The sequence below is a fragment of the Rhodobacter capsulatus genome, from assembly GCF_052363185.1.
In the GTDB taxonomy this organism is placed as follows: domain Bacteria; phylum Pseudomonadota; class Alphaproteobacteria; order Rhodobacterales; family Rhodobacteraceae; genus Rhodobacter; species Rhodobacter capsulatus_E.
In genome coordinates, this window is the sequence record NZ_CP198955.1 from 2,257,739 (window position 1) to 2,282,518 (window position 24,780).

At 67.8% G+C, this 24,780-nt stretch carries 26 protein-coding genes and 1 pseudogene; 19 read left to right on the forward strand and 8 right to left on the reverse strand.

Annotation, left to right across the window (positions count from 1 at the left end):
• Positions 1 to 29: 29 nt before the first annotated feature.
• Positions 30 to 563, forward strand: a complete 534-nt coding sequence (locus ACTTAG_RS11070) for a TIGR00645 family protein (RefSeq protein ID WP_444462380.1) — start codon at positions 30 to 32, stop codon at positions 561 to 563.
• A 51-nt stretch (positions 564 to 614) separates the two neighbouring features.
• On the opposite strand, the gene adh is transcribed toward ACTTAG_RS11070, so the two are convergent.
• From adh to ACTTAG_RS11090, 4 genes are all read right to left on the reverse strand, one after another.
• Complete coding sequence (gene adh / locus ACTTAG_RS11075) at positions 615 to 2,141, reverse strand: aldehyde dehydrogenase (protein WP_444462381.1); 1,527 nt, start codon at positions 2,139 to 2,141, stop codon at positions 615 to 617.
• A gap of 368 nt (positions 2,142 to 2,509) precedes the next feature.
• Positions 2,510 to 3,484, reverse strand: coding sequence for a GAF domain-containing protein (locus ACTTAG_RS11080; RefSeq protein WP_444462382.1), 975 nt, complete (start codon positions 3,482 to 3,484; stop codon positions 2,510 to 2,512).
• A gap of 93 nt (positions 3,485 to 3,577) precedes the next feature.
• On the reverse strand, positions 3,578 to 4,357 hold the full coding sequence (locus ACTTAG_RS11085; RefSeq protein ID WP_444462383.1) for an RlmE family RNA methyltransferase: 780 nt from the start codon (positions 4,355 to 4,357) through the stop codon (positions 3,578 to 3,580).
• Entirely contained in the window at positions 4,354 to 5,484 is a 1,131-nt protein-coding gene (locus ACTTAG_RS11090) for a Ppx/GppA phosphatase family protein (protein ID WP_444462384.1), read from the reverse strand. Before ACTTAG_RS11090 ends, ACTTAG_RS11085 begins: the two co-directional genes overlap by 4 nt.
• A gap of 398 nt (positions 5,485 to 5,882) precedes the next feature.
• Between ACTTAG_RS11090 and ACTTAG_RS11095 the strand changes: the two genes are divergently transcribed.
• The 9 genes from ACTTAG_RS11095 to ACTTAG_RS11135 all read left to right on the forward strand — a co-directional run bounded on the left by ACTTAG_RS11095 (position 5,883) and on the right by ACTTAG_RS11135 (position 14,172).
• A complete protein-coding gene (locus ACTTAG_RS11095; protein ID WP_444462385.1) occupies positions 5,883 to 6,206 on the forward strand; it encodes a virulence factor in 324 nt (107 codons plus the stop codon).
• Positions 6,206 to 7,096: a methylenetetrahydrofolate reductase gene (locus ACTTAG_RS11100; protein WP_444462386.1), complete on the forward strand. Its 891-nt coding sequence runs from the start codon at positions 6,206 to 6,208 to the stop codon at positions 7,094 to 7,096. The genes ACTTAG_RS11095 and ACTTAG_RS11100 overlap by 1 nt, the downstream gene beginning before the upstream one ends.
• A 3-nt stretch (positions 7,097 to 7,099) precedes the next feature.
• Positions 7,100 to 8,071 (forward strand): methyltetrahydrofolate cobalamin methyltransferase, encoded by a 972-nt coding sequence (locus tag ACTTAG_RS11105; RefSeq protein ID WP_444462387.1) that lies wholly within the window; start codon positions 7,100 to 7,102, stop codon positions 8,069 to 8,071.
• Between the two features lie 723 nt (positions 8,072 to 8,794).
• Positions 8,795 to 9,997: a DUF2927 domain-containing protein gene (locus ACTTAG_RS11110; RefSeq protein ID WP_444465238.1), complete on the forward strand. Its 1,203-nt coding sequence runs from the start codon at positions 8,795 to 8,797 to the stop codon at positions 9,995 to 9,997.
• A 45-nt stretch (positions 9,998 to 10,042) separates the two neighbouring features.
• Entirely contained in the window at positions 10,043 to 11,224 is a 1,182-nt protein-coding gene (locus tag ACTTAG_RS11115) for a vWA domain-containing protein (RefSeq protein WP_444462388.1), read from the forward strand.
• Positions 11,221 to 11,583, forward strand: coding sequence for a hypothetical protein (locus tag ACTTAG_RS11120; protein ID WP_444462389.1), 363 nt, complete (start codon positions 11,221 to 11,223; stop codon positions 11,581 to 11,583). The genes ACTTAG_RS11115 and ACTTAG_RS11120 overlap by 4 nt, the downstream gene beginning before the upstream one ends.
• The gene (locus ACTTAG_RS11125; protein WP_444462390.1) at positions 11,580 to 12,173 is read left to right on the forward strand and encodes a DedA family protein; all 594 of its coding nucleotides are present in this window, start codon (positions 11,580 to 11,582) and stop codon (positions 12,171 to 12,173) included. Before ACTTAG_RS11120 ends, ACTTAG_RS11125 begins: the two co-directional genes overlap by 4 nt.
• Before the next feature lie 31 nt (positions 12,174 to 12,204).
• A complete protein-coding gene (locus ACTTAG_RS11130) occupies positions 12,205 to 12,894 on the forward strand; it encodes a M48 family metallopeptidase (RefSeq protein ID WP_444462391.1) in 690 nt (229 codons plus the stop codon).
• Between the two features lie 63 nt (positions 12,895 to 12,957).
• The gene (locus ACTTAG_RS11135) at positions 12,958 to 14,172 is read left to right on the forward strand and encodes a hypothetical protein (RefSeq protein WP_444462392.1); all 1,215 of its coding nucleotides are present in this window, start codon (positions 12,958 to 12,960) and stop codon (positions 14,170 to 14,172) included.
• Positions 14,173 to 14,318: 146 nt separating this feature from the next.
• Here ACTTAG_RS11135 and ACTTAG_RS11140 read toward each other — a convergent pair whose 3' ends face one another.
• From ACTTAG_RS11140 to ACTTAG_RS11150, 3 genes and pseudogenes are all read right to left on the reverse strand, one after another.
• Entirely contained in the window at positions 14,319 to 15,788 is a 1,470-nt protein-coding gene (locus tag ACTTAG_RS11140; RefSeq protein WP_444462393.1) for a carboxypeptidase M32, read from the reverse strand.
• Positions 15,785 to 16,972 (reverse strand): COX15/CtaA family protein, encoded by a 1,188-nt coding sequence (locus tag ACTTAG_RS11145; RefSeq protein ID WP_444462394.1) that lies wholly within the window; start codon positions 16,970 to 16,972, stop codon positions 15,785 to 15,787. Before ACTTAG_RS11145 ends, ACTTAG_RS11140 begins: the two co-directional genes overlap by 4 nt.
• Before the next feature lie 184 nt (positions 16,973 to 17,156).
• Positions 17,157 to 17,896 (reverse strand): annotated as a pseudogene (locus tag ACTTAG_RS11150) (RNA methyltransferase).
• A gap of 81 nt (positions 17,897 to 17,977) precedes the next feature.
• Here ACTTAG_RS11150 and ACTTAG_RS11155 point away from each other — a divergent pair.
• The 7 genes from ACTTAG_RS11155 (at position 17,978) to ACTTAG_RS11185 (ending at position 23,089) form a co-directional block, all read left to right on the forward strand.
• The gene (locus ACTTAG_RS11155) at positions 17,978 to 18,595 is read left to right on the forward strand and encodes a thiamine phosphate synthase (protein WP_444462395.1); all 618 of its coding nucleotides are present in this window, start codon (positions 17,978 to 17,980) and stop codon (positions 18,593 to 18,595) included.
• A complete protein-coding gene (locus ACTTAG_RS11160) occupies positions 18,595 to 19,278 on the forward strand; it encodes a hypothetical protein (protein ID WP_444462396.1) in 684 nt (227 codons plus the stop codon). Before ACTTAG_RS11155 ends, ACTTAG_RS11160 begins: the two co-directional genes overlap by 1 nt.
• A gap of 193 nt (positions 19,279 to 19,471) precedes the next feature.
• The gene (trhA, locus tag ACTTAG_RS11165) at positions 19,472 to 20,116 is read left to right on the forward strand and encodes a PAQR family membrane homeostasis protein TrhA (RefSeq protein WP_444462397.1); all 645 of its coding nucleotides are present in this window, start codon (positions 19,472 to 19,474) and stop codon (positions 20,114 to 20,116) included.
• A gap of 81 nt (positions 20,117 to 20,197) precedes the next feature.
• Positions 20,198 to 20,746, forward strand: coding sequence for a helix-turn-helix domain-containing protein (locus ACTTAG_RS11170; protein WP_444462398.1), 549 nt, complete (start codon positions 20,198 to 20,200; stop codon positions 20,744 to 20,746).
• 7 nt (positions 20,747 to 20,753) lie between these two features.
• The gene (locus tag ACTTAG_RS11175) at positions 20,754 to 21,449 is read left to right on the forward strand and encodes an AzlC family ABC transporter permease (protein ID WP_444462399.1); all 696 of its coding nucleotides are present in this window, start codon (positions 20,754 to 20,756) and stop codon (positions 21,447 to 21,449) included.
• Positions 21,446 to 21,775 (forward strand): AzlD domain-containing protein, encoded by a 330-nt coding sequence (locus tag ACTTAG_RS11180; RefSeq protein ID WP_444462400.1) that lies wholly within the window; start codon positions 21,446 to 21,448, stop codon positions 21,773 to 21,775. The genes ACTTAG_RS11175 and ACTTAG_RS11180 overlap by 4 nt, the downstream gene beginning before the upstream one ends.
• 93 nt (positions 21,776 to 21,868) lie before the next feature.
• Positions 21,869 to 23,089, forward strand: coding sequence for an NnrS family protein (locus ACTTAG_RS11185; protein ID WP_444462401.1), 1,221 nt, complete (start codon positions 21,869 to 21,871; stop codon positions 23,087 to 23,089).
• Between the two features lie 50 nt (positions 23,090 to 23,139).
• On the opposite strand, the gene ACTTAG_RS11190 is transcribed toward ACTTAG_RS11185, so the two are convergent.
• Positions 23,140 to 23,838, reverse strand: a complete 699-nt coding sequence (locus ACTTAG_RS11190; RefSeq protein WP_444462402.1) for a Crp/Fnr family transcriptional regulator — start codon at positions 23,836 to 23,838, stop codon at positions 23,140 to 23,142.
• Between the two features lie 145 nt (positions 23,839 to 23,983).
• On the opposite strand from ACTTAG_RS11190, the gene ACTTAG_RS11195 reads away from it, so the two are divergent.
• Both ACTTAG_RS11195 and ACTTAG_RS11200 read left to right on the forward strand, forming a co-directional pair.
• Complete coding sequence (locus ACTTAG_RS11195; protein WP_444462403.1) at positions 23,984 to 24,538, forward strand: ferredoxin-type protein NapF; 555 nt, start codon at positions 23,984 to 23,986, stop codon at positions 24,536 to 24,538.
• A complete protein-coding gene (locus tag ACTTAG_RS11200) occupies positions 24,514 to 24,777 on the forward strand; it encodes a chaperone NapD (protein ID WP_444462404.1) in 264 nt (87 codons plus the stop codon). The genes ACTTAG_RS11195 and ACTTAG_RS11200 overlap by 25 nt, the downstream gene beginning before the upstream one ends.
• The last annotated feature ends 3 nt before the right edge of the window (positions 24,778 to 24,780 follow it).

Consider the following 24,780-nt stretch of genomic DNA (forward strand, 5'->3'; position numbering starts at 1 on the left):
AGGCAGGGACCGATTTGCAGGGAGATTTCATGGAACGCGCAATCGAACGGGTGCTGTTTGCCAGTCGCTGGCTGATGGCGCCGATGTATCTGGGGCTGGTGGGCACGCTGGCGATCCTGCTTTGGGCCTTCGTGCTGGAACTTTACCACTTCGCGCTCGAAATTCCGCAACTGACGGTGGATCACGCGGTGATGGGGGCGCTGTCGCTGATCGACCTCAGCCTGGCGGCGAACCTGCTGTTGATCGTGATCTTCTCGGGCTACGAGAATTTCGTCTCGCGCATGGACACCCATGAACACGAGGACCGGCCCGATTGGCAAAGCGAGGTCGATTTCTCGACGCTGAAGCTGAAGCTGGTCGCCTCGATCGTGGCGATTTCCGGGATTCACCTGCTCAAGGTCTTCATGGATATCGACAAATATTCCGGCGAGAAGATCACCTGGATGGTGGTGATCCATCTGGTCTTCGTGATCTCGGGGGTGCTTCTGGCGCTGATGGACTGGATTGCCAATCACGCCAAGTCGATGAAGAAAGCCGCGAAATACGACACGGCGAAATCCTGAGACACGACAGTCGGGCCGCGTCGAAACGCGGCCCGGGCCGGGCGGGAGGGATCAGAAGAAGCCCAGCTTGTTCGGGTTGTAGCTGACCAGCATGTTCTTGGTCTGCTGGTAGTGATCAAGCATCATCTTGTGGGTTTCGCGCCCGATGCCCGATTGCTTGTAGCCGCCAAAGGCCGCATGGGCCGGATAGGCGTGGTAGTTGTTCACCCAGACGCGCCCGGCCTGGATGTGGCGGCCAAAGCGATAGCAGGTGTTGATGTCGCGCGACCAGACGCCGGCGCCCAGGCCATACATCGTGTCATTGGCGATGTGCAGGGCTTCGTCTTCGTCCTTGAAGGTGGTCACCGAGACGACCGGCCCGAAGATTTCCTCCTGGAAAACCCGCATCTTGTTGTGACCCTTGAGGATCGTCGGCTGGATATAGAAGCCGTTCGACAACTCACCGCCAAGGCTCGCCGCATCGCCGCCGCACAGGACCTGCGCCCCTTCCTCGCGGCCGATTTTCAGATAGGACAGGATCTTGTCCTGCTGTTCTTGCGACGCCTGCGCACCGACCATCGTCTCCATCAACCGCGGGTCGCCCTGCTTGATCGCCTTCACCCGGGCAATGGCGCGGGCGATGAACTCTTCGTAGATGTCCTCCTGAATGAGCGCGCGCGACGGGCAGGTGCAGACCTCGCCCTGGTTGAAGGCGAAAAGCACGAAGCCCTCGACCGCCTTGTCAAGGAAGGCGTCATCCTTGGCCATGACATCCGAGAAGAAGATGTTCGGCGACTTGCCGCCCAGTTCCAGCGTGACCGGGATCAGGTTTTCGGTCGCATATTGCATGATCTTGCGGCCGGTCTCGGTCGAGCCGGTGAAGGCGATCTTGGCAATCCGGTTCGAGCGGGCGAGCGGCGCGCCGACATCGGGTCCCATGCCGTTGACGATGTTCAGAACGCCGGGCGGCAGCAGGTCCTTGATGACGTCGATCAGCACCATGATCGCCGAGGGGGTCTGTTCGGCCGGTTTCAGCACGATGCAGTTGCCCGCCGCCAGCGCCGGGGCCAGTTTCCACGCCGCCATCAGGATCGAGAAGTTCCACGGGATGATCTGTCCGACGACGCCGAGCGGCTCGTGATAGTGGTAAGCCACGGTGTCATTGTCGATTTCCGACATCGAGCCTTCCTGCCCGCGCAGCACCCCCGCGAAATAGCGGAAGTGGTCAACCGACAGCGGAATGTCGGCGGCGGTGGTTTCGCGGATCGGCTTGCCATTGTCCCAGGTTTCGGCGGCGGCGAGCAGGTCGAGGTTCTGTTCCAGCCGGTCGGCGATCTTCAGAAGGACGTTCGAACGATGCGCGGCCGAGGTGGTGCCCCAGTCGCCTTTCGCGGCATGGGCGGCATCGAGCGCCAGCTCGACGTCAGCGGCGGTCGAGGCGGCAACTTCGCAGATCTTCTCGCCGGTGATCGGCGTGATGTTGTCGAAATACTTGCCGCCCACCGGCGGCGTCCACTTGCCGCCAATGAAGTTGTCGTAGCGCGGCTTGAAGGGCGACACCATCACCCCCTTGAAGTCGTGCGGCATGTCGTTGGCCATCTTTTCCTCCCTGATGGTCTGACCCCCTCCCCGGGGTGTCGATGGGAAAAGACTGCGCTTCTTTGCGATTCTTGCATAGCGGCTTTGTTCTGCACTCATGCCCCATCTGTTTCAGAGCCGAGACAGGTGCAGCTGCAGCATCGCAAAAGTCGTAAAGGCGGCGCAGGGTCGCAGGCGGGGAAAGGGGGGCTCTGCCCCCCTCGGCTGCGCCTCACCCCCCGGGATATTTCGGCCAAGGTGAAAGAGCAAAAGGCGCTCCGTTTCCGGGCGCCCTCCTGCCTGTCCTTTCACCTTGGTGCAAATATCCCGGGGGGTGAATTGCCCGGCACGGGCAAGAGGGGGGCAGCGCCCCCCTGCCCCTGCCACCGTCAGACTGTCAGACCAAGCGCCTTGGCCTTGCGATAGAAGGTGGCGCGGCCGATCCCCAGATCGCGCGCCGCGGCAGAGACATTGCCGCCCGTGCGCGCCAGCGCCCGCACCATCTCGGCGCGCTGCGCCTCGGCGAGCGCGCCCTGGCCCTCGTCGCGCTTGCCCCCGAACAGATCGGTGGCGGGCACCCGGCCCATCTGCGCCTCGTCCAATCCCAACTGGCGCCGCGCCGCCCGCGTCGCCCCGATCACCAGATCGTCGCGGTCAAGCGCCAGAAGCACCACCCCCTGCGGGCTCTCCTCGGCCGAGCCGGTCGAGAGGATGCGCGCCCCCTCAAACGAGGCGCGAAACAGATCCGCCTCGATCCGGCTCGCCGCATCCTGCACCGTCAGCGCGACCAGACGGGCATAGCCCTCGGTCATGTCCTCGCGCGCGGAGCTGACGTCGATCACCCCGGCCAGCTCGCCCCGGGCGCCGAAGACCGGCGAGCCCATGCAGGTCAGCCCGGTGTTCGTGGCGCGGAAATGCTGGTCGCGCCAGACGGTGACGGGCCGCCCCTCGGCCAGACAGGTGCCGATGCCGTTCGTGCCCTCGCGCCCTTCGGACCAGTCCGAGCCCGGGGCCAGGTTCGATCCGTGAAAGGCCCGCCGGTCGGCGTCGCGCATCCGTTCCTCCAGCACCAGTCCCTCAGCATCCGACAGGAAGACCGCACAGCCCGCCTCGCAGGCGGCCCGGGCGAGCCGGTCCAGCACCGGGGTCGCCACGCGCAGCAACAGCCCCGCCGCCTCGCGCCGGGCGGCGATATCGGCGGCGGTCAGCCGGTCGGCGACCCGGGCCCGGGCCGGATCAAGCTTGTGATGCAGCATCGAGCGCCGCCAGCTTGCGGCAAAGCCCGGCCGCGCCCCGGCCGCGGACGAGGCGACGACCGATTGCACGATCTCGGCATGATTGCGCGTGGGGGCAGAAAGACGCATCGGAAAGCCTCCCCTCTTTTCGGTGCTTTCCGCAGGATAGGCGCTTTGCCGCCCGACGCAAGAGAGGCGGCCTACGACCTTGGTCTGAGAGGCTCAGTCCGCGGCGGGCTCGGCCTGCCCCTCTTCGTGGCGCTTGCCGCGAAAGCCCGTGGCGACAACGAATTTTTCCGAGCTGTCCTTGCGGCTGGACGGCGGTTTCATGTTCACCACCTTCTCGAAATTCTTCTTCAAGACCGTCATCAGCCCCTGTTCGGCCCCGCCCGCCAGCACCTTGGCGACAAAGGTGCCGCCCAGCTCCAGCACGTCGAAGGCGAAATAGGCCGCGTGTTCGCACAGGGTGATGATGCGGAGGTGATCCACCTGCTGGTTGCCCGAAGCGGCGGCGGCCATGTCCGACATCACCACATCGGCGCGGCCGCCCAGCCAGGCTTTCACCTTTTCGTCGGCACCGTCTTCCAGAAAATCGAGCTGATGCAGCTCGGCCCCGGCAATCGCCGCCACCTCCTGCAGGTCAACGCCCAGAACGGTGCCGACCTTCTTGCCGGATTTCTCGCCCAGCGCATTCACCCGGGCGACCGCCACCTGACACCAGCCCCCCGGCGCGCAGCCAAGGTCGACCACCCGCGCCCCCGGCACGAGGAAACGAAACTTGTCATCGAGTTCCAGGATCTTGTAGGCGGCGCGGCCGCGATAGCCCTCTTTCTTGGCGCGCACCACATAGGGGTCGTTCAGCTGGCGTTCGAGCCAGAGCGTCGAAGAGAGCTTGCGCCCCTTCGCCGTCTTCACCCGCACCCGCAGGTCGCGCTGCCCGCGCCCCGAGGTGTTCTTGCCGGAGCCCGCACCGCCCGATTTGCCGCTGGGGGGTTTCGTCATTTCATCTCTCCCTCGATCGGCTTCATTTCTTCGATCACGCCATCTTCGGCCATCTGCGCGTAAAGCAACCCCTCGCGCAGGCCGCGGTCCGCCACCGACATCCGGTCGGTCGGCCAGACCCGCATCAGCGCCTGCAAGATCGCCGCCCCCGACATGATCAGCGTGTGCCGGTCGCGCCCGATGCGCGGATCGGCGCGGCGCCCCTCGGGGCCGAGGTTCAAAAACGAGCGGATCACCGCGTCAATCTCGGTCGAGGTCATCGTCAGCCCGTCGACCCGGTTGCGGTCATAGCGCTTCAGGTTCAGATGACAGGCGGCCACCGTGGTCACGGTGCCCGAGGTGCCGATGACCTGAAACCCCTCCTGCGGCATGCCCGAGGCATAGGGGCTGAAATCGGCCAGTTTTTCCTCGAAGAACCAGGACATCAGCGCGAACCGCGCGGCGTCATCCTCGACATCGCCGAACTGGTCCTTGAGCGTGGCAACGCCCAGCGGAACGGAAATCCAGTCCACCACGCGGGCCTGCGGAATGTCGCCCTCGGGCTGATCGAAGCCGCCCGAAAGCCGCATGATCGAGCGCGGCCGGTCCGAGGGCGGCACCTTGGAAATGTCGATCCAGACAAGCTCGGTCGAGCCGCCGCCGATATCGACCACCAGCACCTGTTCGCTGCGCGGATTGACGAGCGAAGCGCAGGAGATCACGGCCAGCCGCGCCTCTTCCTCGGGCGGGATGATTTCGAGCGGCAGGCCGGTCTCGCGCCGGACATAGCGGATGAAATCGCGCGCATTGCCCGCGCGGCGGCAGGCCTCGGTGGCAACCAGCCGCATGCGCTTGACGCCATGCGTCTCGATCTTGCGCCGACAGATCTGCAAGGCCTGCACGGTGCGCGCCATCGACGAGCGCGACAACCGGCCCGAGGCTTCCAGCCCCTGACCGAGTTGGACCGCCTTGGAAAAGCTGTCCACGACCTGAAACTGATCGCCCTTCGGTCGGGCAATCAGCATCCGGCAACTGTTGGTGCCGAGATCGAGCGCAGCATAAAGCTCGCCCGGCTCGGCGGGGTGGGATGCGGCGCGTTCGACCAGTTTCGGGATCGCGCCCGCAGCCCGAGGACGCCTGGGCGCCATCTTACGCCCTCCGATTTCAAGTTACCCCCTAGGTAGCGCGGGGGGGCCGAAGGTTCAAGCGCCCGATGACATCTTCGTGACGCGCAAAAGCCGAAGCAAGGCGGGGGGCGCTGCCCCCCGGGCCTGCGGCCTCCCCCCGGGATATTTGAGGCAAGATAAAGGGGGGGGATTTATCTTGCTGCAAATATCCCCGCCGGAGGCTGTGCCGCGTGATCTCCGGCGACCGGGCGGGGCCTTGAGCGCGCCTCATCATCTTGATGCATCTTTTGAAGATGCACGGATGGGCGCAGCAGGGGTAAGGAAGCGGCACGGTTGTCGCCAATCTGGCGCAACATGTCGAAATCCGTCACCGGGCGCGTCGCAAACGGGCGTATCCAGATCTCAGAGGGAATCACGAAATGGCTGAGATCACGATCGTCTTCTGGCGCGACATCCCGGCGCAGATCATTGCCGGGACCGGTCGCAAGGCCGTCAAGAAACCTTTGCCCGAACGCTTCGAGCAGGCGATTGACCGCTGCGCGATGAAGATCGGCGCGAAGGACAGCGACGCTTACTTGGCCGAATGGCGCAAGGTGGTGATCGGCACCCGCGACGGCTCTGACGCCGAGGCGGCCGAGGCCGAGCTGGCCCGGGTTCTCTCCGACTACGACACCGCGGAACTTGTGCGGTTGATTGGCAATGATGGCTGGGACCAGGCCCGCCCCCCTGACGGAGAGATCTGATGGCGCTTTTGAACTTCCGCCGCGAGGCCGAGACCCCCACCAACGGCACGCTGACCGCCTTCCTTGACGGTTTCTCGATGGAGGTGATGCCGCGCACCGCCGAAAAGATCGAAGATTTCCGCGCCCTTCTGCCCGCGGGCACCCGCGTCTATGTCGCCCATATCGAGGGCACGCCGATCGAGGAGATGGTCGCCACGGCGAAACGTCTGCGCGACGAGGGTTTCGAGCCGATGCCGCATTTCCCCGCCCGGATCATCCGCGACGCCTTGCAGCTGCGCGACTGGGTCGCCCGCTACAAGGGCGAGGCCGGGGTGAAACAGGCGCTGCTTCTGGGTGGCGGCGTCAAGACCCCGGTCGGTGATCTCGACAATGCGATGCAGCTGGTCGAAACCGGCGCTTTCGCGGGCTTCGAGCGGCTGCATTTCGCCGGTCACCCCGAGGGCAACCGCGACATCGACACCGACGGCACCGACAAGATCGTCATGCAAGCGCTTAAGCTGAAACAGAAATTCGCCGACAGCACCGATGCCGACACGGCCATCGTGACGCAATTCGCCTTTGAAGCCGGGCCGATCATCCAATGGGTCGACCGTCTGGCCGCCGAGGGCATCAAGATGCCGGTGCATATCGGCATCGCGGGCCCGGCGAAGCTGCAGACGCTGCTCAAGTTCGCGATTTCCTGCGGTGTCGGGCCCTCGCTGAAAGTGCTGCAAAAACGCGCCAAGGACGTGACGAAGCTGCTGACCCCCTTCGAGCCCACCGATCTTCTGATGGATCTGGCCCGCCACAAGGCCAAGCATCCCGATTTCGGCATCGAGGCGGTGCATTTCTTCCCGCTCGGCGGTATCAAGACCAATGCGACCTGGATCGCGGACAAAACGAAAGGCTGAGGCATGACCCGTACCGTTCTGGAAAGCAAATCGAAGACCGTGGTGATCGGCTTCGACGAGCCCTTCTGCGTCATCGGCGAGCGGATCAACCCGACCGGCCGCAAGAAACTGGCGGCCGAGCTGGAGCTGGGCGATTTCACCACCGTCGAGAGGGACGCGCTGGAACAGGTGGCCTGCGGGGCGACGGTGCTGGATATCAACTCGGGCGCGGTCTTTTCGAACAAGATGGCCGAAGATCCGCGCTATGCCGACAACAACTTCGTCGAGCCGCCCCTGATGCGCGATCTGATCACCCGGGTGCAGGCGATCACCGATGTGCCGCTCTGCATCGACAGCTCGGTTCCGGCCGCTTTGGAAGCGGGCCTCGCCGCCTGCGAGGGGCGTCCGCTGCTGAATTCCGTGACCGGCGAGGAAGAGCGGCTCGAACGCGTGCTGCCGCTGGTGAAGAAATACAATGTGCCGGTGGTGGCGATCTCGAACGACGACACCGGGATTTCCGAAGACCCCGACGTGCGCTTTGCCGTGGCGAAGAAGATCGTCGAACGCGCCGCCGATTTCGGCATTCCGGCGCATGACATCGTCGTCGACCCGCTGGTGATGCCGGTGGGCGCCATGGCCTCGGCGGGGCGGCAGGTCTTCACGCTGGTGAACCGGCTGCGGACGGAGCTGGGCGTGAACACCACTTGCGGCGCGTCGAACATCAGCTTTGGCCTGCCGAACCGGCATGGCGTCAACGCGGCCTTCCTGCCGATGGCGATTGGCGCGGGGATGACCAGCGCCATCATGAACCCGGTCCGCAGCCAGGAGATGGAGGCCATTCGCGCCGCCAACCTGCTGATGAACCACGACGACAATGCGATGGACTGGATCCGGCTTTCGAAAGTGCTCGAGGCGATGAAAGAGGGCGCAAGCTTTGCCGAGGCCTCGGCCGCGGCCGCTTCGGCCTCGCGCGGTGGGCGCCGTCGCGCCCGCTGAGCCCCGACGATTCGCACCCCCGACAGCGCCCCGGCCCCGGCCGGGGCGTTTCGTTTCCGGCCCCGCGCATAATCGCGCCCGATTGCCGGGCGTGGCGGCGCCAATGCCGCCCCCGCCCCCGCCGGCCCCGATCCGCGCCGCGACATTCGACATAATAATTAAGAAAGTGTTTACACGCCCGATGTTTCTCGGCGGGAAACGAGTCGGCCCCCCGGCCGCCACAATCCCGACGCGATTCGCTATTTCCAGGACGCTGCGTTTCCAGATCCGGCCCAGATCAAGCCCGGAAATCCGGAATGTGACCACAATAAGGCGTATATTTGTTGCTATCATGACACTATATCTGGTCGTGCCGCAGAAATATCCCAATGGAAACCAAAGAATTACTGGTCGCAATTAAGCCCTGTGCCTAAGCTGGCACCACAACCTGGGATACGCACTGCCATGCGTTTGAACTGTCTGCCGCTTCGTGCGGTTTCTGCGGCTGCCACCGCGGGAACGGCCCGGCCCGAGCGTTCCTTTGCGCTTCGGGTCTCTCGTGCTCTTGTCGGCCTGACCGGGCTGAGCCTTGCCACCGCGCTGGCAGGCTGCTCTGCCGTGCCGGTGGCGAAGAACGTGCCCGCCTCGCGCGCCTCGACCGCCGCGCTTGACATGCCGCTGGCCGATCCGACGATCGGGCTGGACAGCGCCCCCCCGCGCGCCGGGGTTCTGCCCGCCAACAGCGTGCTGGCGCGCGATTTCATGGAGCTGAACTTCGCGCTGGAATCGGGCCGGGCGATCCCGCAATTCTCGCGCTTCGAAGGCCCGATCAGCGTGACGCTGCAAGGCGCCGTGCCGCCCTCGGCCCCGACCGAGCTGAACCGGCTGGTGCAGCGGCTGAACCGCGAGGCGCAGATCCCGATCTCGACCGCCTCGGGCGCCGCCAACCGCATCACCATCGCCTTCGTGCCCCGCGCCGAAATGCGCCGCGAAGTCCCCAATGCCGCCTGTTTCGTCGTGCCCAATGCCGCCACCTGGGCCGAGTATCGCGCCACCCGCCGCAGCGCCGCGGGCGACTGGACCAAGGTGCAGCGCCGCACCGCCGCCACCGTCTTCATCCCGGCCGAGGCGACGCCACAGGAATTGCGCGACTGCCTGCATGAAGAAACGAGCCAGGCGCTCGGCCCGCTCAACGATCTGTATCGGCTGTCGGATTCGGTCTGGAACGACGACAATTTCCACGCCGTGCTGACCCGCTACGACATGATGCAGCTGCGCGCCGTCTATGCGCGGGAGCTGCACTCGGGCATGACCGCCCCCGAGGTGCAGGCGAAACTGCCCGCCATCTTCGCCCGGATCAACCCCGGCGGCGGCAAGGTGACCGGCCTGCGCGACGATCCCACGCCCCGCGCCTTCGTCAATGCGCTGGAACGCGCCATCGGCCCGGGTGCGCAGGCCACGCGCAAGGCCGGGGCGACGACCGCGATCCAGATCGCGGCCGCGCAGGGCTGGCGCGATTCCCGCGCCGCCTTTGGCTGGTTCGCGCTTGGTCGGCTCAGCGTCTATGACGATCCCGACACCGCGCTGACGGCCTTTGCCAATGCGGGCGCGATCTACCGCGCCACCCCGGGCGCGGGCATCCAGTCGGCCCATGTCGACATGCAGCTGGCGGCCTTTGCACTGTCTTCGGGGCGGGCCTCGGATGCGATCGCGCTGGTGAACCGGGCGATCCCGCAGGCGCTGTCGGGGGAAAACGCCGCGCTGATGGCGACGCTGTATCTGATCCGCGCCGAGGCCTATGAAACGCTGGGCAATCCGGCGCAGGCACGGCAGGCGCGGCTCGACTCGGCGCAATGGGCGCGTTACGGTTTCGGCTCGGATGCCGCCGTGCGGGCCCGGGCTGCCGAGGTGGCGGCGCTGGCGCGGGCCGGGGCTCGGTTCAACTGAGGCGCGGCGGCCCCCGCGCCTTGGCAGCGGCGCGGGGGGTTAACGATGTTCCTGCCATTCTTCGACAGCCTGCGCCGGCATGGCGTTCCGGTCAGCCCGCGCGAATATCTTTCGTTCCTCGAAGGGCTTGCGGCGGGTCTTTGTCTTTATGACATCGACGGCTTCTACTATTTCGCCCGCGCGGCGATGGTGAAGGACGAACGCCACCTTGACCGCTTCGACCGGGCCTTTGCCGACAGCTTCCACGGCCTGGAGGCGATCCCGGCCGAAGCGGTGCTGGAGGCGCTGAACCTGCCCGAAGACTGGCTGCGCAAGCTGGCGGAAAAGCACCTGACCCCCGAGGAAAAGGCGCAGATCGAAGCTTTGGGCGGGTTCGAGAAGCTGATGGAAACCCTGCGCGAGCGGCTGAAAGAGCAGCACGAACGCCATCAGGGCGGCAACAAATGGATCGGCACGGCGGGGACCTCGCCCTTTGGCGCTTACGGTTACAACCCCGAAGGGGTGCGGATCGGACAAGCCGAAAGCCGTCATCAGCGCGCGGTCAAGGTCTGGGACAAGCGGGAATTTCGCGATTTCGACGACCGGGTGGAACTGGGCACCCGCAACATCAAGGTGGCCCTGAAACGGCTGCGAAGCTGGGCCCGGCACGGCGCGGCCGAGGAGCTTGACCTGCCCGGCACGATCCGCGCCAGCGCCGAAAGCGGCTATATCGACGTGAAGACCCGGCCCGAGCGGCACAATGCGGTCAAGGTGGTGCTGTTTCTGGATGCGGGCGGCTCGATGGATGCGCATGTGCAGCTGGTCGAGGAACTCTTTTCCGCCGCCCGCAGCGAATTCAAGCATCTTGAACACTATTACTTCCACAATTGCCTTTACGAAGGGGTCTGGCGCGACAACCGCCGCCGCTGGGACGAGGTGACCCCGACCTGGGAAGTGCTTCACCGCTATGGGCCCGATTACAAATGCATTTTCGTGGGCGATGCCTCGATGTCGCCCTATGAGATCAGCCATGTCGGCGGCGCCAACGAACATTGGAACGCCGAGGCCGGATCGGTCTGGCTTGACCGCGCGCGCAGCCAATGGCCGGGGCATGTCTGGCTCAACCCGGTGCCCGAACGGCACTGGGGCTACACGCAGTCGATCGCGATGATCAACGCGGCCTTTGAAGGGCGGATGTTTCCGCTGACGCTCGAGGGCATCACCCGGGCGATGAAGGTGCTGGGATGAGCGCGCTCAGGCGGCTTTGGGCGGAACAGCGGCTGGCGCTGGTGGCGTTTCTGGTCGCGCTGGCGCTGGCCGGGTTCTTTGGCGGGCGGATGATCAGCCGGGCACTTTACTGGGCCGATCCCGCGCATCACCGGCAGGCGCCCGAGGGCTGGATGACGCCGGGCTATATCGCGCGCAGCTGGCATGTCGAGGTGCAGGCGGTCGATGCGATCCTTGGCATCGCGGATGCGCGCAAGCTGGTGGAGGACGACCGCCCGACGCTCGAGGCGATCGCGGAAAAGCTGGGTGTCCCGGTGGCCGATCTGATCGCAAGGCTTGAAGCGGGCTTGCCGGATACCCCGCCCGGATCGGCCCCATGACCGACTGGATCTTGGCGCAGCTGCCGCTTTACGGGGTCTGGCTGGTGGGGCTCGCGACCTTCCTCAGCTGCCTTGCCCTGCCGATCCCCTCGTCGCTGACGATGATCGCGGCGGGGGCTTTCGTCGGCTCGGGCGATCTGGCGCTGGCGCCGGTGGCGGGCGCGGCCTTTGTCGGCGCCCTTCTGGGCGATCAGCTGGGCTATTGGGTCGGGCGGCGTGCGGCGCATCTTCTGCCCGCGCCGGGCACGAAACGGGCGGGGCTGGTCGCGGCGGCGCTCGACAGCCTGGCGAAGAACGGCGCGGTGGCGGTGTTCCTGACGCGCTGGCTGTTTTCGGCGCTGGGCCCCTGGGTGAACCTGGCGGCGGGGGCCTCGGGCTACGGGCCTTTGCGCTTCACCCTGGCCGATATCGCGGGCGAGGCGGTCTGGGTTGCGGTCTATGTGGGGCTGGGCATCACCTTCGGCGCCAATCTTCAGGCCGCGGCCGATCTGGCGGGCAATGCGCTGGGCCTGATGGCGACGGGGGTGGTGGCGCTGCTGCTCGGGCTGTGGCTGATCCGCGCGCTGCGCCGCCCCGCCACCGGGGATTGACCCGGGCGGCCCCGGCCCCCATCTTGGCCCCATGCTCCTGCGCCTTCTGCCCATCCTGCTGACGATCCTTGCCGCGCTTGCGATGTGGCATTTCTCCTCGCGCAACCTGTTGCGCCAGCTTTCGGCCCGCTCGGTGCCGCTGGCGGAGCCCGGCCTTGCCCCGGTGCTCGATCGGCTGCGCGCGGCGCTGAATGTCTCTGCCCTGCCCGTCTTCGTGCTCGATGACCCGAAGGTGAACGGCCTTGCCGCCCCCGACGGAAGGGTCTTCCTGACCGAGGGTTTTCTGGCCCTTTACCGCAGCGGGCAGGTCACCGCCGAGGAACTGGCCTCGGTCATCGCCCATGAGATCGGCCATGTGGCCAGCGGCCATGCGCGGCGGCGGATGATCGACTTCACCGGTCAGAACCTGCTGCAGCTGCTGCTCGTGGGCGTGCTGGGCCGGATCGTGCCCTTTGCCGGGGTCTGGATCGCCAATCTGATCACCACGGCGCTCGCCGCGCGGCTGAGCCAGCGCGACGAATACGAGGCCGATGCCTTTGCCACGGCGCTGCTGATCAAGGCGGGGATCGGCGCCGAGCCGCAGCTGAGCCTGTTTTCCCGGCTCGACCGGCTGGTGGGCGCGGGGGCGGGCACAGCGCCCGCCTGGGCCTCCTCGCACCCCGAGACGGCGCGGCGCATGGCGGCCATCCGCGCCAATGCAGATCGCTGGACTGCGGCGTAAGTCACAGCGCGGGGACGATTTTTCCGCTATGACCGGGGCAGGCAACGCGCAGGACCACGACCGATGACCCAGACCGTCCGCAAGCGCCGGGTGTTCTATATCCCCGGCTACGACCCGATCCACCCCCGCCGCTACCGCGAACTGTACCGCACAGAGGGCACGGCGCAGGCGGCACTCTCGGGCTATGCGCTGGCGCTGGCACCGAAACGCGCGGGCGGCCCCTATGGCTGGCATGTCAGCGCGACCCAGGACGGGCAGCCGGTCGAGGCCGATGTGGAGGTGCTGATCTGGGCCGATATCGTGCGCGACAGCATGGCGGCCACGATCCCCGCGACCTATCTGCAGCTTGTGCGCACCGCCTGGGCCTATATCGGCTCAGGCGCGCTTTTCCGGCTGATGCGGCTCAGGAAGGGGCCGGTGATCGCGGCGCTTTACCCGATCTTCGCACTGATCCTGCAGGCGCTGGCGGGGCTTGGCGCGGGGGCGGCGCTGGCCGGGCTGATCCTCTGGCCGCTGCCGGATTTCCGCTTCGATTGGGCGCTGGGCCTTGCGCTCTGCGGCCTCGTCACCTGGGCCGTTCTGCGCTGGTTTCGCAAGCACGATGGCACCTTCTACGCCTATTACCTGATGCACGACTACGCCTTCACCGCGCGCTGGGGCGGCGCCAATCCGCAGGCGCTTGAAACCCGGATGGCGGCTTTTGGCGACACCATTGCCCAGGCGCTGACCGAAGACTGGGACGAGGTGCTCGTCGTCGGCCATTCGTCGGGCGCGCATCTGGCGATCTCGGTTCTGGCCGATCTGATCCGCGCGGGCCGGGTGCCTGCGACGGGACCGCGGCTGGGCTTCCTGTCGCTGGGCCATGTCGTGCCGATGGTCAGCTTCCTGCCCAAGGCGAGCCGGCTGCGCGGCGATCTGGCCTATCTGTGCGCGCGAACCGAGCTGACCTGGGTCGATGTCACCGCCCCGGGCGACGGCTGCGCCTTTGCGCTCTGCGATCCGGTCAAGGTCTCGGGCGTCGGCCCGGCGGGTCAGATCCAGCCGCTGATCCTCTCGGCCGCCTTCACGCGGACGCTCTCGCCCGCGCGCTGGAAGCAATTGCGCTGGCGCTTCTTCCGGCTGCATTTCCAGTATCTGTGCGCCTTCGACCGCCCCGGCGCCTATGATTACTTCCGCATCACCGCTGGGCCCCTGACCCTGGCCGAGCGCTTCGCACAGACGCCGCCATCAAAAAGCGTGATCGACACGCCGGTGAACCGCTTCACCTCGGTGGCGTAAGGAGGGGGGCGCTGCCCCCCGTCCCTGCGGGACTCCCCCCGGGATATTTCGGCCAAGGTGAAACGAAACCCGGGGCCCCTTTCACCTTGGTCCAAATATCCCGGGGGGCCGAGGCATCGCCTCGGCGGGGGCAGCGCCCCTTCCCCTCACAGCCGGTAGATCGCCGCGTATTTGCTTTCGAGATAGTCCAGAAGCGGCTCTTCCGTGGGCTCAAACCCGCAGGCGGTGACGATCGTCTCGCGCGGGGGGCGCAGCCCGCCATGGCGTTGCAGGGTTTCGCGCAGCCAGTCGGTCGCGGGTTTCGCCGTGCCCTCGGCCAAAGCCGCGTCGATCCCGGGCACCGCCGCGCGCATCGCGCTGTTCAGGCAACCCGCATAGACATTGCCCAGAGTATAGGTCGGGAAATAGCCAAAGAGGCCCGCGGACCAATGCACATCCTGCAAGAAACCCTGCGAGGGCTTTTCGACCGCGACGCCGAAATCGGCCAGGAACCGCGCATTCCAGGCCGCTTCCAGATCGGCGACCTCCAGCTTGCCGGTGATCAGCTGCCGTTCCAGATCGAAGCGCAGCATGATGTGCAGATTGTAATGCAGCTCGTCGGCTTCCGTGCGGATGAAGCCCGGGTTCACCCGGTTCACCACCGCATGGAAGGCCTGCGCATCCGCGACGCCGAAATCGCCGAAAGCATCGACCATGCGCTGATAAAGCCAGCCGGTGAAGGCGGCCGAGCGGCCAAGCTGGTTTTCATAGATCCGGCTCTGGCTTTCATGCACCCCCATCGAGACCCCGCGGCCCAGCGGCGTCAGCGCATAATCGGCCGCGATCCCCTGTTCGTAGCAGGCATGGCCGACCTCGTGGATGGTCGAGTAAAGGCAGTTGAACGGATCGCTTTCGCAGACCCGCGTGGTGATGCGCACATCCCGCCCCGAGCCCGAGCAGAACGGATGCACGACCAGATCCAGCCGCCCCGCCGTCCAGTCATAGCCGAAGGCCGAGGCGCAGATCCGGGCGATGCGCAGTTGCGTCGCCTCGGGGAAGACATGGTTCAGCGCGGGCGGCTGATGCTCCGATCCCAGCACCTTTTCGCGCAGGCTGACCAAACGCGGGCGCATCCGGTCGAACATCGCGCCAAGCGCGCGATGCGTGGCGCCCGGTTCGTAATCATCCAGCAGCGCATCGTAAAGATCGCCTTCCGACAGGCAGGCGGCCTCCTCGCGCTTCAGCGCCACCATCTGCGCCAGCGTCGGCAGGAAGGCGGCCGGGTCTTCGGCGGCCCGCGCCTCGGCCCAGACGCCCTGGGCAAGCGAGGTGAGGCGGGCCAGTTCTGTGGCCAGCCGTGCCGGAATCCGCGTCGCGCGGTTGTAATTGCGCCCGGCCAGATCCAGCAGCCGGGCCTCGGCCTCGGTCTTCGCCTCGGCGCGGGCCAGCCAGTCTTCGAGCCGCGGATCGGTGCGGCGCGCATGCAGCACCGTTTCCAGCGCTGCCAGCTCCTCGGCCCGCTGTTCGGCGGCGCCGCGCGGCATCATCGTTTCCTGATCCCAGCCCAGACGCTCGGCCACGCAGGTCAAGGCCTCGGTATCGCGCAGAAAGGCTTTCAGGTCGGCCAGAGCTGTCATTTGATCCCCCGGATGGATTGCACGCGCGGATAGCGCGCAAGGAAACGCGCGCGGATGAGAAAGAGCCACAGCACCAGCGCCCCGCCCAGATGCGCCAGCCGCAGCGCCAGCGGATCGCCATGCAGCAGCGTCACGACGCCCAGCACCGCCTGCAGAACCATCCAGACCGTGGCCAGAACAAAGGCCGTGCGGGTGACGCCATGCACCGACCGGCGCGCCCGGATCAGCGCGAAAAGTGCAAGCGCCACAAGCAGATAGCCAAGCGCCCGGTGGCTGAACTGCAAAAGCGCCTGATTTTCCAGCGCATTGCGCCAGATCGGCTGCAGCGCGAGCATGTCGGGCGGCAGCCAGACACCGCCCATCATCGGCCAGTCGGTGAAGACCGCCCCGGCGCCAACGCCGGTCACGAGCCCGCCCACCAGCAGCTGCAGGAAGCTCAGATGCATCAGCCCCGTCGCCAGCCCGACGAGCCCCGGTTCCGCCTGACGGCGGGCCGAGATCAGCGCCGCCTCGGTCCGCGCGGCCAGGAGCGCATACCAGAAGGCAAAGCCCGCCAGCGCGAAGGCCAGCCCAAGGCGCAGCGTGGCAAAGGGGGGCAGCGCCAAGGGTCGTCTGCGCCCGTTCGATCTGTGCCACGACCAGATCGGCGGCCTGTGCCACCCGCTCCTGCGGGGTCGGGGGGGGGCCACCACGGGCGCAGGCGTCGGCGGCGTGGCGGGCAAGAGTTGCAGCGGCGGCAGCGCGCCCGTTTGCGGCAGCACCTCGGCCACAGGTTCGGGCGACAAGGCCTTGGAAAGCTGGGACATCGGCGCGGGGTCGGAAGCCGCCAGCAGCAGGCAGCCCAGCCCCAGACCGGCGACGCGCATCCCCCAGCCCGGCGGCAGGCGGCGACTGACAGCCAGCCCCAGCGCGCCAAGCGCCCAGACAGCAAAGAGCGCCAGCCCGGTGTAGGGCTGCACCAGATCAAGCTCGGCAATGCCGAAGCCCGGCGTCGCATCCAGCCCCAGTTGCAGCACGGCGAGCACGATCAGCGACACCATCCAGAGCAGCACCGCCTTGCGTGCCCCCTTGGGCCGCGCGTCGATCATGCCGCCTTTCGGCGCCACCGGCATCTGTTTCGGGGTCTCGACACCCACCTCCTCGAAGATCGCGCGCGAGCGGTTCTTGACGGGTTTCATCCCCATGCGGGCCTCCTGTCGCTTTCGCGCGACACTAGGGCGCGGGGCGCGCGGGGGCAAGGGGATTGGCACTTGCCCGGGCGGTGGCGCGGTGCGGATCGCCCTGCAACCCTCGGGGCAGGCAGGGTTTTTCGGCAAAGGCGGCAGGCGCCAAAGCGGTCCTTGGCGCAAATGTCGCGCCCCCGGCGGATCAGTCGCGGTTGCGCAAGAGCTGGCGCAGCATCCCGTGCAGTGTCTGCACATCGGCGCGTGTCAGCCCGAACCGGCTCCACATGTTGCGCAGGTTGCGCTTCATCATCGCCGCCTTGCCCTCGGGAAAGAAGAACCCGGCCGCCTCAAGCCGTTCCTCGTAATGATCGCCGAGCTTCTCGATTTCCAGCGCCGTGGCCATCTCGGCCCCCGCCAAGGCCGGGGGCGATCGCGGGGGGCGTCGCTGCCCTGACGGGCGAATTCGTAAGCCGTCAGCAGCACCGCCTGCGCGAGGTTGAGCGAGAAGAAGTCGGGGTTCACCGGCACGGTGATGATTGCATTCGCCCGGATGATGTCGTCGTTTTCCAGCCCGGTGCGCTCGGGGCCGAACATCACGCCGACGCGCTGACCGGCGGCGATCCGCGCCCGCGCCTCGGCCATCGCGGCCTCGGGGGTGTAAATGGGCTTCGTCAGCTCGCGCCCGCGCGCGGTCGTCGCAAAGACGAAATCGCAATCGGCAATCGCCTCGGCCGTGGTGGCAAAGACGCCCGCATGGTCCAGCACCTTGCCCGCCGCGCCCGAGGCCATGGCGACCGCCTTCGGGTTCGGCCAGCCGTCGCGCGGATCGACAAGCCGCAGGGTCGACAGCGAGAAATTCAGCATCGCCCGGGCGGCGGCACCGATATTCTCGCCCATCTGCGGACGGATCAGGATGAAGACGGGGGGCAGATGCGAAGTCATGCCCCCCGATACAGAAGCGCAAAGCCGCTGGCAAGGCGGGGCCGCCTGCGCTAGAAGGCGCGAAACCCGAAAGGAGCCATCATGTCCGAGGATCGCCCGCAGCTTTATCTGGCCACCCCGCCCAGCTTCGATCTCGATGTCTTCCCGCAGCTGCTGGCGCGCGTGCTGGGCGCACATGAGATTGCCTGTCTGCGTCTGGGTCTGGCGACGAAGGACGAGGACAAGGTGATGCGCGCGGCCGATGCGGTGCGTCAAGTGGCGCATGAGTTCGACGTCGCGCTGGTGATCGAGAACCACATCGCGCTGGTGGAACGGCACGGGCTGGACGGCGTGCATCTGACCGATGGCGCCCGCACCGTGCGCTATGCCCGCAAGGAGTTGGGGCAGGAGGCGATCGTCGGCGCCTTTTGCGCCGCCTCGCAGCATGACGGCATGACCGCGGGCGAGGCCGGGGCGGATTACGTCTGCTTTGGCCCGGTCGGCGAAACCGGCCTTGGCACCGGCGCCCGGGCCGAGCGCGACCTCTTCCAATGGTGGTCCGAGGTGATCGAGGTTCCGGTGGTCGCCGAAGGCGCACTGACCGAGGATCTGGTGCGCGACTTTGCCCCGGTGACGGATTTCTTCGCCGTGGGCGAGGAAATCTGGACCGCCGAAGACCCGGTGGCGGCGCTGGGCCGTCTTGTTGCGGCGATGGGCTGATGGCGGAATTCTGGCTCGGCGATTCCAACGGCCCGATGGGCGATGTGGGGGCCTCCATGGGCTCCGAGCTGCGGGTGGACCGTGCCGATCTGGCCGGTCACATCGGGCAACTGGGCGAGGAGCGCGTTCTGGTGGCGCTGGTGGGCGCGCCCGGCTCGGGCAAGTCGCATCTGGCGGCGGAACTGGCCGAGGCGCTGAATTCCCGCAGCCCCGGCCGCGCCGCGATCCTGCCGATGGACGGGTTTCATCGCGACAATGACTGGCTTGACGCGCAGGGCCTGCGCGCCCTCAAGGGCAATCCCGACACCTTCGATGTCGCGGGCCTTGCCGGCTGTCTGGCACAGGTGAAAACCGCCACGGCGGATTGCCCGGTGCCGATCTTTGACCGCAGCCTTGACGCCGTCCTGCCCGCAGGCGCGGTGATCCCCGCCGCGGCGCAGGTGATCCTGGTCGAGGGCAATTACCTGCTGCTGACCCGCCCGGGCTGGCGCGATCTGGCGCCGCTTTTCGATCTCTCGGTCCGGCTTGCTGTGCCCGAGACCGAGCTGCGCCGCCGCCTCATGGCGCGCTGGGCCGCCCTGCCGCTGGCGGAAGCCACGCGCCGGACCGAGGAAAACGACCTGCCGAACGGGCGGCTGCTGGCGACCGAAAACCGCGCCGCCGATCTGGTGATCTTCGGCTGAGCGGGGCTCTGCCCCGCACCCCGGGATATTTGCACCAAGGTGAAAGGGCGCTGTTTCACCTTGGACCAAATATCCCGGGGGGAGTCCGCAGGACGGGGGGCAGCGCCCCCCTGCCCGGCCTGCAGCTGACGCGGCGTCAGCCTTTGGCTTGGCCCGGCCGGGTGTTAGAAAGCGACATTCCCCGGAGGTTGCGATGACACGACATGAGCTGGCCCATTCGTTCCGCGAGCATTTCGCCGATGGCGTGATGCATGTGCTGGGCGTCACCTTTGCCGTGGCCGCGGTTTCGGCGCTGCTGGTCTGGGCGGCGATGGCGGGGCTTGGGCCGAAGATCTGGCCGCTTGTCGTCTATGCCGTGGGGCTGATCGCCTCGTTCGGGTTTTCGGCGGGCTACAACCTGACGCTTTACGCCCCCGCCCGCGCGGTGCTGCGCCGTTTCGACCATGCCGCAATCTACCTTCTGATCGCGGGCACCTATACGCCGATGGCGCTGATCGGGCTGGGCGGCAAGGTCGGCATCGCGCTGACCGTGACGATCTGGGCCTTGGCGCTGATCGGCATGGTGATGAAGCTGGGCTTCTTTCACGCCGCCGAGCGCTTCGGCTTCTGGCTTTACCTGATCATGGGGCTTTTGGGCCTGACCGCGATCTGGCCGCTGATCGAGCGCTTGCCGCTGGCCGTGCTGATCCTTCTGGGCATCGGCGGCGCCGTCTATCTGACCGGCACGGTGTTTTACAAGCTGAAGCGGCTGCCGTTTTCGCGTGCGATCTGGCATGGCCATGTCATCGCCGCCGCCGCCACCCATTACGCCGCGGTGATCCTGATCGCCGGGCGCTGAGCGGGCGGGGCGTTTCGCGCAAGGCGGTTGCCACGGCGAACGACGTTCGATACAATGAACGGGCCCGATGCCGGAGGCCCGATGACCCCCAATGTCCTGATTGCCCGTGCGATCTGCCGCGAACGTGAGGCGGCGGGGCTGAGCCTGTCGGCGCTGGCCGCCCGCGCCGGGCTGGCGAAATCGACGCTCTCGCAACTGGAAGCGGGCAAGGGCAATCCGAATGTGGAGACGCTCTGGGCGATTGCCACGGCGCTTGGCCTGCCGTTTTCGGCGCTGTTCGAGACCGCTTCGGACCGGCGCACGCTGATCCGCGCCGAGGAGGGCACGGCGGTGGACGCCACCCGGGCCGATTTCAGCGCCGTGCTGCTCGACCGCGCCCCGCCGGACCGGCGCCGCGATCTGTATCGGTTGCGGCTTCTGCCCGGATCGGTCCGCCATGCCGAAGCGCATCCGCGCGGCACGCTGGAACATGCGCTGGTGCTGTCGGGGCGGGTCCGGCTGGGCCCCGAAACCGCGCCCGAGCTGCTGGGCCCCGGCGATTACTTCCGTTTTCCGGGCGATGTCGCCCATCTTTACGAGGCGATCGGCGCCCCGGCGCTGCTGGCCGTGATGATGGATGCCCCGCAATGAGGTGCCGATGACCGCCACAGCCCCCCGGTTCCGCGACGGACTTCTGGCCGCCCTGCCGCTGATCCTCGGCTATGTTCCCATCGCCTTTTCCTTCGGGGTCGCGGCCGTCCGGGCGGGGCTGAGCCCGGCCGAGGCGGTGATGTTCTCGATCGTGATCTTTGCCGGGGCGGCGCAGTTTCTGGCGCTGGCGCTGGTCGGCAGCGGCGCGCCGGTGCTGGTCTCGGTCGCCACGCTGGCGGCGATGAACCTGCGCCATGTGATCTATGGCCCGGCGCTGCTGGAACGGGCCGGGGCGGCGGCGCGGACGCGGTTTTCCTGGGCCTGGGGCTGGTGCCTGACCGACGAGGTCTTTGCCGCAAGCCTCGGCGCGCTGGCCCGCGGGCAGGGCTTTTCCGAACGCTTCGTCGGCGGTCTGGGCCTTGGCGCCTATCTGTCCTGGATCGCGGGCACGGCGCTTGGCGCGGTGCTTGGCGGCGAGGCGCTGGCCGATTGGCCTGCGCTCGATGCTGCACTGGGCTTCATGCTGCCCGCGCTGTTTCTGGCGTTGCTGCTCTCGATCCTCGAGCGGCGGCAGCTGCCGACCGTCGCGGTGGCGATCGGCGCCGCCGCCGCCGTCAGCCTGGCTTTCAGCCCGACGCTGGGCATTCTGGCGGGCATCGCCGCGGGCGCGGCCACCGGCACCCTGCACAGGAGCCCCGCATGAGAACCGAACTTCTGGCCCTGGCCGCGCTGACCGGGCTCGCCACCTGGGCCTTTCGCGTTGTGCCGACGAAACTGCATGCGGGCCGGACCGCCCCCGAGGGCCCGCTGCGGCGCTTCTTTGCCGCCACCGGCCCGGCGGCGATTGCCACGCTCTTCACCGCCTCGGTGCTGCCGATGCTGCAAGATCCCGCGCTTGACCCGGTCCCGTTCTTCGCAGGAACCGCGGCGGTTCTGGGGCTTTGGGGGCTGCGCCGCTCGGTCGTGCTGGCGACTTTGGGGGGGGCTGCCGCCTATGGTCTGGCGACGCTCTTGCCCTTTGCGTCCTGAAGCCCGCCTGTCGCGGCAAGGGTCTTGACTTTCATCAAGGGGCGAAGGGCGGTTTCGCCCGAGGATCGGCGGACCGTCGCGAAAGGACCTGCCATGACCGCCCTCGCCCGCCTGTTCTCGGAAGGGTTCCGCCTGTTTTTCCTGCTGGCCGCGCTTTGGGGCGCGCTGGCGATGCTGGTCTGGGGGCTTTGGCTGGCCGTGCATGCCCTGGGCGGCATGATGGACCTGCCCGCCGGGGTGCCGCCGCAGTGGTGGCACGGGCACGAGATGATCTTCGGCTTCGGGGCTGCCGCCGCCGCGGGGTTCCTGCTGACGGCGGTGCCGAACTGGACCGGCGCCCCCCCGGCCGGGCCGCGGTTCCTGATCGCCGCCGGGGCGCTTTGGCTGGCGGGGCGGCTGGGCCTGTGGCTTTGGGGGCTTGTGCCCGGGCCGCTCGCCGCCGCGCTGGCGCTGGCCTTCCTGCCGGTCCTCGCCGGGCGGATCTGGCGGATGCTGCGGGCCGCGCCGAAACCGGCCAATCTGCTGGTGCTGGCGCTGGTCGGGCTGATCTGGCTGGCCGAGCTGCGGGTGATGCTGGACCTGCTGGGCTGGCCCCTGGGCGATGCCCCGGCCGGGCTGCGCGGGGCTCTGGCCGGGCTGATCGCGCTGATCGTCATCGTTGGCGGGCGCATCACCCCGGCCTTCACCCGCAATGCGCTGGCGCGTCGGGCGATGCAGGCGGGCGCCGCCCCGGATCTGGGCCGGGCCAAGGCCCCGGGCCTGCCCGTCAGCCTGCCCCGGGTCGAGCGGACGGTCATCGCTGCGGCGATCACCGCCGCGCTCGCCATCACCCTGGGCCTGCCCGATCCGCTGATCGGCGTGGCGGCGCTGACACTGGGCGCGGCGCAGCTGATCCGGGTCAGCCGCTGGCAGGGCTGGGCGGTGCGGCACGACCCGATTCTGGCGGTGCTGCACGGGGCGATGGCGCTGGTGGGCCTTGGCGCGCTGTTGCAGGGGCTGGCCGCCTTCGGCATCGGCTCCGAGATCGGCGCGATGCATTTTTCCGCCGTGGGCGGCATCGGCACGATGGTCGTCGCGGTGATGAGCCGCGCCACGCTCGGCCACACCGGCCGCCCGCTGATCGCCCCCTTCCCGGTCGCGCTGGCCTATGCGCTGATCCCGCTCGCCGCGCTGATCCGCTGGGCCGCCGCCGTCGGGCCGCTGGCGCTTTATTACCCCGGCACGATCCTGGCCGCGACGCTCTGGGCGCTGGCCTTCGTGCTGATCCTGCTGGCCCTTGCCCCCGCACTTCTGGGCCCGCGCAGACCCGCCTGACGGCATGCGCCCCCCCGGGCCGGGATGGGGGCGCGACGGTCGATCCCGGCCTAGCGCGCCCAGGACTGGCCCGGGTCTTCCTCGACATAGTCGCGCAAGACCGCGACCTCCTCGATTTCGGCCACCGACTGGCGCACCTGCACGCCCTTTTCGCGCAACCGCGCAAAGGCGCGGCTCAGGCTTTCGGGCTTCATCCCAAGACGCCCGGCGATCAGCACCTTGTCATAGGGCAGCACGACGGCACAGGGGCCGCGCTCCTCGCTCACATGTTCCAGCAGGAATTCCGCCACCCGTTGCGCCCCCGAACGCGCCTTGAGCTGCTCGATCTGCCCCACCAGCCGGTGCAGATGCGCGAAGGTCGCCGCCAGAAGCGACACCGCAAGGCCCGGTTGCCGCTCGATCAGACGCAGGATTTCGGCGGTCTCGATCCGCACCAGAACGACATCGGTCGCGGCCTCTGCCGAGACCGGATAGGCGTCGCCGGTGAAGGCCACCGCCTCGCCGAAACTGTCGCCGCGGGTGAAGACGCCCACCACCGCCTCGGACCCGTTCGGCGCGACGCGGTATAGCTTCACCCAGCCCTCGATCACCACATAGACGGCGCTGGCCGGTTCGCCCTGCAAAAAGATCGTCGCGCCGCGATCGAAGCTGCGCTCGCGCGCCGTGGTCAGGATCAGATCCTGCGCCGGTCTGGGCACATTTCCCAGAAGCAGGGATTTCCGGGCGATCCGGTCGGCATCGGGTTTCATCGGCGGCACTCTCCTTGGCGGCGTTATGACACGCAAGGGGCGCGGACGAAAGCCGCGGCTGCGGGAAAACAGGCCCGGCCTAACCAAAGTCAAGGCGCCCGATCACCGCGGCGTGATGATGACGACATCGAGCAACGAGGCCGAAATGTCGTCGGGACTGCGCCCCTCTCCAGCCATGTCAGATCCTCGACCCGGGGGGCTGAGCCGCCGCGCCCTGCTGCGGGGCCGCGTCAGGGCAGAAGACCTGCCCCGCCCGCCCGGAGCGGGGGCCGGGTTCGAAGCCCTGTGCACGCAATGCGGCGACTGCGCCCGGGCCTGCCCCGAGGGGATCTTGCTGCGCGACGGCGATGGCTTTCCGGTGCTTGACCCGCGCGCGGGCGGCTGCAGCTTTTGCGGCGCCTGCACCGCGGCCTGCCCCAGCGGCGCGCTTGTCGCGGATCGACCCTTCCCGTGGCGCGTCACGCAGGGCGCGGGCTGCCTGTCGGGCGCGGGCACCGGCTGCCGGATCTGCGAAGATCACTGCGACGCCGCCGCGATCCGGTTTCGCCCCGCCCTCGGCGGCCGCGCCACACCCGCCATCGACCCCGCCGCCTGCACCGGCTGCGGCGCCTGCATCGCGCCCTGCCCGACAGGGGCCCTGACCCTTTCGCCCATCCACACAGCGGAGCCTGCATCATGCACAACATCTGTGGCTGTCTGATCCAGACCGCCCCCGCCCTTGCCCCCGCCGCCCGCGATGCCATCGCCGCCACCCCCGGCTGCGAGGTCCATGCCGAAGATCGCGGCCGCCTTGTCGTCACCGTCGAGGACACCGCAGAGTGCCGCGCCGCCGACATCATCATGGACCTGCACCAGATCCCGGGCGTGCTGGGCGTGACGCTGACCTACCACCATTTCGAGGCGCGCGATGATGCTGCGCCCGCCGCCACCGCCGCCTGATTT